Annotated in this window: 9 protein-coding genes; all 9 read right to left on the reverse strand. The window is 29.9% G+C overall.

Annotated elements, in window-relative coordinates; all coding sequences use genetic code 11:
- Positions 1–32: 32 nt before the first annotated feature.
- The gene (locus tag GBO31_RS19900) at positions 33–611 is read right to left on the reverse strand and encodes a Crp/Fnr family transcriptional regulator (RefSeq protein WP_219010227.1); all 579 of its coding nucleotides are present in this window, start codon (positions 609–611) and stop codon (positions 33–35) included.
- Positions 612–722: 111 nt separating this feature from the next.
- Positions 723–1,193 (reverse strand): YHS domain-containing (seleno)protein, encoded by a 471-nt coding sequence (locus tag GBO31_RS19905; RefSeq protein ID WP_219010228.1) that lies wholly within the window; start codon positions 1,191–1,193, stop codon positions 723–725.
- A gap of 38 nt (positions 1,194–1,231) precedes the next feature.
- Complete coding sequence (locus GBO31_RS19910; RefSeq protein ID WP_219010229.1) at positions 1,232–1,585, reverse strand: hypothetical protein; 354 nt, start codon at positions 1,583–1,585, stop codon at positions 1,232–1,234.
- A 75-nt stretch (positions 1,586–1,660) separates the two neighbouring features.
- Entirely contained in the window at positions 1,661–2,719 is a 1,059-nt protein-coding gene (locus GBO31_RS19915; protein WP_219010230.1) for a helix-turn-helix domain-containing protein, read from the reverse strand.
- 167 nt (positions 2,720–2,886) lie between these two features.
- Positions 2,887–3,399, reverse strand: coding sequence for a ClbS/DfsB family four-helix bundle protein (locus GBO31_RS19920; RefSeq protein ID WP_219010231.1), 513 nt, complete (start codon positions 3,397–3,399; stop codon positions 2,887–2,889).
- Positions 3,400–3,465: 66 nt separating this feature from the next.
- The gene (locus tag GBO31_RS19925; protein ID WP_219010232.1) at positions 3,466–4,158 is read right to left on the reverse strand and encodes a cyclase family protein; all 693 of its coding nucleotides are present in this window, start codon (positions 4,156–4,158) and stop codon (positions 3,466–3,468) included.
- A gap of 134 nt (positions 4,159–4,292) precedes the next feature.
- Positions 4,293–4,886 (reverse strand): hypothetical protein, encoded by a 594-nt coding sequence (locus GBO31_RS19930; protein ID WP_246615928.1) that lies wholly within the window; start codon positions 4,884–4,886, stop codon positions 4,293–4,295.
- A 155-nt stretch (positions 4,887–5,041) separates the two neighbouring features.
- Complete coding sequence (locus GBO31_RS19935; RefSeq protein ID WP_219010234.1) at positions 5,042–5,434, reverse strand: DUF6463 family protein; 393 nt, start codon at positions 5,432–5,434, stop codon at positions 5,042–5,044.
- A 13-nt stretch (positions 5,435–5,447) separates the two neighbouring features.
- Positions 5,448–6,026, reverse strand: a complete 579-nt coding sequence (locus GBO31_RS19940; protein ID WP_219010235.1) for an NAD(P)H-dependent oxidoreductase — start codon at positions 6,024–6,026, stop codon at positions 5,448–5,450.
- Between the last annotated feature and the right edge of the window lie 159 nt (positions 6,027–6,185).

Below are 6,185 nucleotides of genomic sequence, written 5' to 3' on the forward strand. Positions count from 1 at the left end.
GAGCATCGTTTATGTAACTCCATTGATTTGAATCAAGAAATGCGTTTTCGAATTCTACTTAATGTTTCAGGAGTAATATTTAAGTAAGAAGCTATATGATACTGAGGAATTTTTTGCAACCAGTTTGGTTTATAAATCAATAGTTCATGATACAATTCTTCAGACGATTTGGTCATTCTGTTATATTCAAAAAGTTCTTTTTGCTTTAATAGTTTTTGAAAAGATAAATCAATAAATGATTTTCCACATTCATATTTTTGCAGAAGTTGTCTGAATGGAGTTTTATCTATTACCAATAACTCAATATCGGTTAATGTCTCTTGATTTTTTTTAGTATTAGTATCGTTGATAAAGGAAGACAAGTCTGTAACAAACTGTGGCTTTGTATAAAAATTAATATTCGTTTCCTTACTACTTGATGAATAGTACTCTCTAATAACTCCTTTGTTCAGGAAACGTAATTGTCTTTCTTCTTTATGTTCGGTAAGAATCTGCGTGTTCTTTTTTATGTTTCTGATACTAAATAGATCTAACAATTCTTTTAACCCATGTTTATTTAACGGATATTCCGTTTCAAAAAACGATGATATTTTGGTTAAATCTGTATTCATATAAAGTCATAAATATAGGTTTTCCTTTTGGTTTCTATACTTAAATCTAAAAAAGAAATAACGGTTTAAGTAACTACCTAAACCGTTATCCTCATGAAAAGGAACCAAACCTTAATTATGCGTTTTGCTTAATTTAGCCCAATTTTTATCTGCTGTACTTTTAAGTTTGTTATGGTTATTTTCTGCAAGCCATAGTTGTTTAGCATCCAATTCTACATTGTTTAAGAATAAATAATATTTTCCATCTTTTACTATAAATTTTGAAGGATCTACTCTAAATTTTGCTCCTGCATAGGTTCCAAAGGCACAGAAACCTCCATAAGCTGGTAAATATTTAGTAGGATTTTTATCGAATTGCTTTTTCTGCTCTGCAGAAGTGAAATAGTAAACAACCTTTTGGTGTTCAGATTTGAATTGTTTATTTCCGCGTTGAGCTAATCCTAAGTCTAAATAAGAAACGGGACTATATCCTTGTAAAGCAATATTACTATTGTCTATATTATTAGCTTTTTTATCCTGTGCAGATACTATAGAAGTTGCTAAAAAAGCGATTAAAACGATTGATAATTTGATAAGTTTCATAATTTTTTTGTTTAAATATTAATGTTTTGTGTTTTTGTTTATGCTGCGTTAAAGTATTCTTCTTTAACTACCTTTCCTTCGTTATTCCAAACTCTTCGAATGATTTCATGCCAATAGATTTTACTACCATCTTTCATATCAAAATCAAATGTAAATTCTGATGCAGATACATTACCATCCACAATAGTATAATGATGTTCAATTCCATTTACATTAGCGATAGATCCAGCAAACCCTTCCATTTTTGAAATCATTTCAGGTTTACCAGTTGTTCCACTACTTCCATAATCAGAGGTAACAGCATCACTAGCGAAAAATTCTTTTACGGCTTCTACAATTGCTCCTTTTGATACAATTGCATCCATTTTTTGTACTTGTTCTTTAATATTCATCTTTTTGTTTATTTAAATGATTAATACACTGCAAAGATGAAGCAGATTTCAAGTAAAAATGTTACCAAAAAAGGACTACAAATTGTACTTTTTGGATTTAAAGTCTGAAGGTGTGATTCCAGCGTAGTGTTTAAAGAATCGAGTAAAATGATTAGGCTCTTCAAAACCTAGAGTTCTCGAAATAGCGGTGATAGATTCATCTTCGAGAAGCATAAATTTTGCAGTATTAACTAGTTCTAATCGTATTAGTTGCCCAATAGTAACATTCATTTTTGATTTTACCTTGTTAGAAAGGGCTTTAATGGAAAGATTCATTTTATCAGCATAAAACTCTAAAGATCTTTCGGTGGTATGATATTTCTGTAGAAGTTCTAAAATGTCTTGTGTAAATACATCACGTCTTTTAAAATCAAAGTTCTCACGAAATTGTTTCGGAGTTTGACCTATAGAGTTTTTAAAAACACGATTAAAATATGCATCATCTTTAAACCCTAAATCATAAGAAATCTCCTGAATGTTTTTGTCTGTGAAAGCTATTTGTTTTTGGCTTTCTTGCAATCGTTTGGAGCTTACTAAGTTCTTTATAGATAATCCAATTTTATTTTTTATTAAAGCCTGAGCATTATAACCATTTTCATTGATAAGACTAACTAGATCTTTACCACTTAAATTATTAGCATATTCTTGATCGATTATATCTTTTACATCGAAAATGATTTGATATTCTTCTTTATTCGCTTTAAAAGGATTTTGCCAATACCATTGCTTAGAAGATATATCAATAATATCAGAAGAATTCTCTGCTAAAGCCGATTCAGACAAAAAACTATTACACTCAGAACACTCAAAAAGATCAATATACCCTAATGAAATGAGATGCTTGAATAATACTCTTACTTCTGTATTATAAAATTTTTCATCATTTGAAAATTCAATTCTCCTTACTGTAAAAGTATCGGATAGGAATTTTATGTATTGCCCTTTTTCTAAGAAAATAGCTTTTTCCTGCCAATCGAAATAATTTTTAAAATCTACTTGAATACTTCCAGTACCAGATAAAATATGAAAAAGGGTATGCTTTTCTATAAAGTATACTTTGTTCAGCTCTGGAGAGAATTTTTCAACGGTATGCATATCAATTAAAGAAGTAAAAAATACTATAACATTATGATAACTGCACCAAGATACTAAAAGCCAACGTAACCTCTATAATTTTAGAATAATCTTAATGAATAGGAATGGATAACTTATTAAAGTCATATAAATAGTATAATGCCTCCTAAATAAATATTGTTTGCACTTCAACTATGTTCTTTTAGTCTTTTCCATTTTCGAACCCTAGCTCTTGCATTTTTATATGGAGATGAGGTATTTAGTTGTATCATTCTGCCTAAAGTGTATTCTTTGTACCAAGGATTTTGATACAGTTCTGAGTTACTCTTTCTTTTTACCAATTCTAAAATTTCATTGACTGTAACATCCAATTTTGATAGAAGTGTTTTGTAATTCAGATGCTCGTAATCCGAATAAAATTTTTGTGCTAGTTCTCCTAACTCATTCCATTTATAACCTGTTTCGGGAAAATCAACCTCTTTCATACGTTCTTTTTTTTGATTCCATGAAAGTACTAGCTCTCCCCAACCAATTAAATAGGAAACAACATTACAGATATTCATTTTAGTATCTTTTGCATGTCCATCTAATTCCTTGATGCTGGTCAATTCTAAAGGAATAGTATCTAAATCCTTTTTTAAATTAGCATAGTCATTTTCTATAGCAAGAATTAGTGCTGTTTTGTTGGTTGGAATAGCCATTAAAATTTCATTTTAACTTGAGATTCGGTTTTCATATTGATTTTAGGAACTATTTCCGTTAATCTTTTATTCAAAAATAGCAACAGCTCTCACTGGAGAACCTGTTCCTCCTCTAATTTTTAGAGGCAATCCGATAAACCTAAATCTTCCTTTTCCTATTAGTAAATGTAAGTTTATCATGTTCTCATAATGTGTGAAATTCATATCTCCACAAACATGATGAACTTCTTTGTTAGATATTCCCGGAACTCCTGGAGACATAGTTTCTACTCCAAAAGCTGCAATCTGCTTTTCGCCAAGCCATTTTGCAGATGCAGTTGTTATTCCTGGACCTTTGCTCCAATTTTCAGAATCAAAGTGTTTTCTATAATGATCGGTATAAAACAATACAGTATCACCTTTTCTGATCTCTAAATTAGCTTTTTTACAAGCAAATTCAATTTCATTCGGTTCAATTAATTCTTGAAGTCCTTTATGAGAAAAGTCTAAGCAGATACCTTCGGTATAGAACATAGATAATGGCATTGTATCAATTGATTTTCCCTTATGCTGGATTTCCATATGATTTATAGCATCTACATGAGTTCCGGTATGTTCTCCTAGTTCTAGTTTGTGTACGGCAGGTGTCTTAGTTGTCGGATTTTTTATACCATTCCATTCCTCATGTGAATTATGAACGGTCACTTTAACTTGCGGAAGATCCTTATAAACAGGCATTCCCTCATAAATTTCCTGACTTAAATCAATAATTTTTGTCATGCTTATCACTTTTATATTGTTTACAATTCTTCTTTTTTATAGGGATTTTTTTCATTGAAAATGTAATGAGCTTTGGTGTAGTAACAACCTTCAAAATTATTTAAAAATTAGTAAACATTTTTATGTACTTATCACTAGTTATTGTTTTCTTTTTTTAAAGCTCTCAATATTTGCGAAATACTAGCTAGATGTGCATACAGTACAATCGGAACAATAATGGATGGAAGCCAAACAAAAGGGAAATAGGTTACCCCTATATTTGGTTGATCAAAAGCAAGTTTTTGAATGGGAGTTTGAGCACTTAATACAGCAATGGTAACAATATTAATTAGTAATGCTAGGCAAATGAAATTCCAAATTAAAAGCCCCTTATTCCCAATCCATTTTTTTTTGAATGCCAAGTAGTATATAATTGGAGCTGTAATTCCTGAAAGGATATCATAATTATATCCTTCAAAAGTCATTAATTCAGGAATATAACCCTCCATAAATATATAGAATAATACAATTTCGATTGGGATTCTGATACTATGAAGTAAAGTCAACCATTTTAAATTTAGTTTACCATGGAAATTTCTACCTTTTTTAGTGAGAAAAGAAATGAGTATTACTAGCATTCCTGGTGCTATAAGAAAAATAAACCGAGGAGGAAAAACATCTACTACTCTAAAGAAATCTGAGACCCCTAAAATTCCTACAAAAGTCATCCAAATTATAATTCCAATCATTACGGTTTTGTTTTTGAATGATTGATAAAAAAGTAATAAAGTGATGAGTGTTGTTAAAATAAAAAGTAAAATAACTAGGATAGATATGGTCATCATTGTTGTTATACTGTGATTAAAATTAAAAATTTGTTATAATAGATTTTGATTGATTGGATTTATGTCTTAACTCTCTTTATCATCATATAAAAAGCATGAGGTAACATTAAAAAGGTCATTCCAGAAAATGGAATCATATATACTCCAATTAATACTATTATAAAGTACACCCAGATAAAACCTCTAGGTATTTGATTATTTAATTTTTCTATATGATCCAAAAGTATTCCGAGAGGAATTAACAATAGACCAAAATAAAAGAACCAAAATGCTGCAAAGTTTTCATAGTTCATTTGTCCATTGAGGAGTGGGAATTCTAATAATCCCTCACTAATTTTTAAAAACAATTGATTCTTAAAACTAATAAATTGTTTTCCAAATGCAAAAGGAGATATACTTAAAAGCGTATGTGCTATTCCCATGGATATAAGAATGTTGCCATTATTTTTCATTTTGTATAGTATATCATTTATTCAGAAGCCCAAGTTTTTCAATTTTTTTCAACCATTTTTCTCGATACGCTGTTTTGGATAATCTAATGGGACCAATAGCAGTAATCTTTACTTTTTTTACACCAATGAATTGAAGTGTTCCTTTTTTAATAGCATTGTGACTGGGAGCTTTATTTATCAATTTATAGAACCAATTAGGTTGATCTAATGTGCAAATGATTCTAGCTGTTTTGCCTATAAAATATTTATCCCAGAACAAGGAGTTTTCCCTTTTGCTAAAGACAAATCCAGGAAGTAAAGTTCGATCTAAAAATCCTTTCATTATAGCAGGGACAGAACCCCACCAAACAGGATATATTAGTACCAAATGATCTGCCCATTTTAATTTAGTTTGCGCAATTAATAAATCAGGTTCAAGTTCAGTTCTTTTTCTGTATCCAAATTCTAGGTTTACATCAAAATTTAATTCCCGAATGTTTATTTCATCAATTTTAGCACCTGATTTTTTAGCTCCTTTTTTGTATGCTTCTGATAATCCAAAATTGAAACTTTCCTTATCGGGATGACCATTTATAATTAGTATTTTCTTCATATGCTATTAAAAATAGGTTTTCAATTTTTTCTCAAATGAAAGTGATGTGCCTAGATCAGTTTTGAAGAATCTAAATAAGGCTATACATGCTGGTATTGTTAAAAAAACAAAACATATAGCAAAAGAGATGATACTGGCAAAGATTGCTAAGGTTTGTAT

This window comes from Aquimarina litoralis, from assembly GCF_019295435.1.
Classification (GTDB): Bacteria; Bacteroidota; Bacteroidia; order Flavobacteriales; family Flavobacteriaceae; genus Aquimarina; species Aquimarina litoralis_A.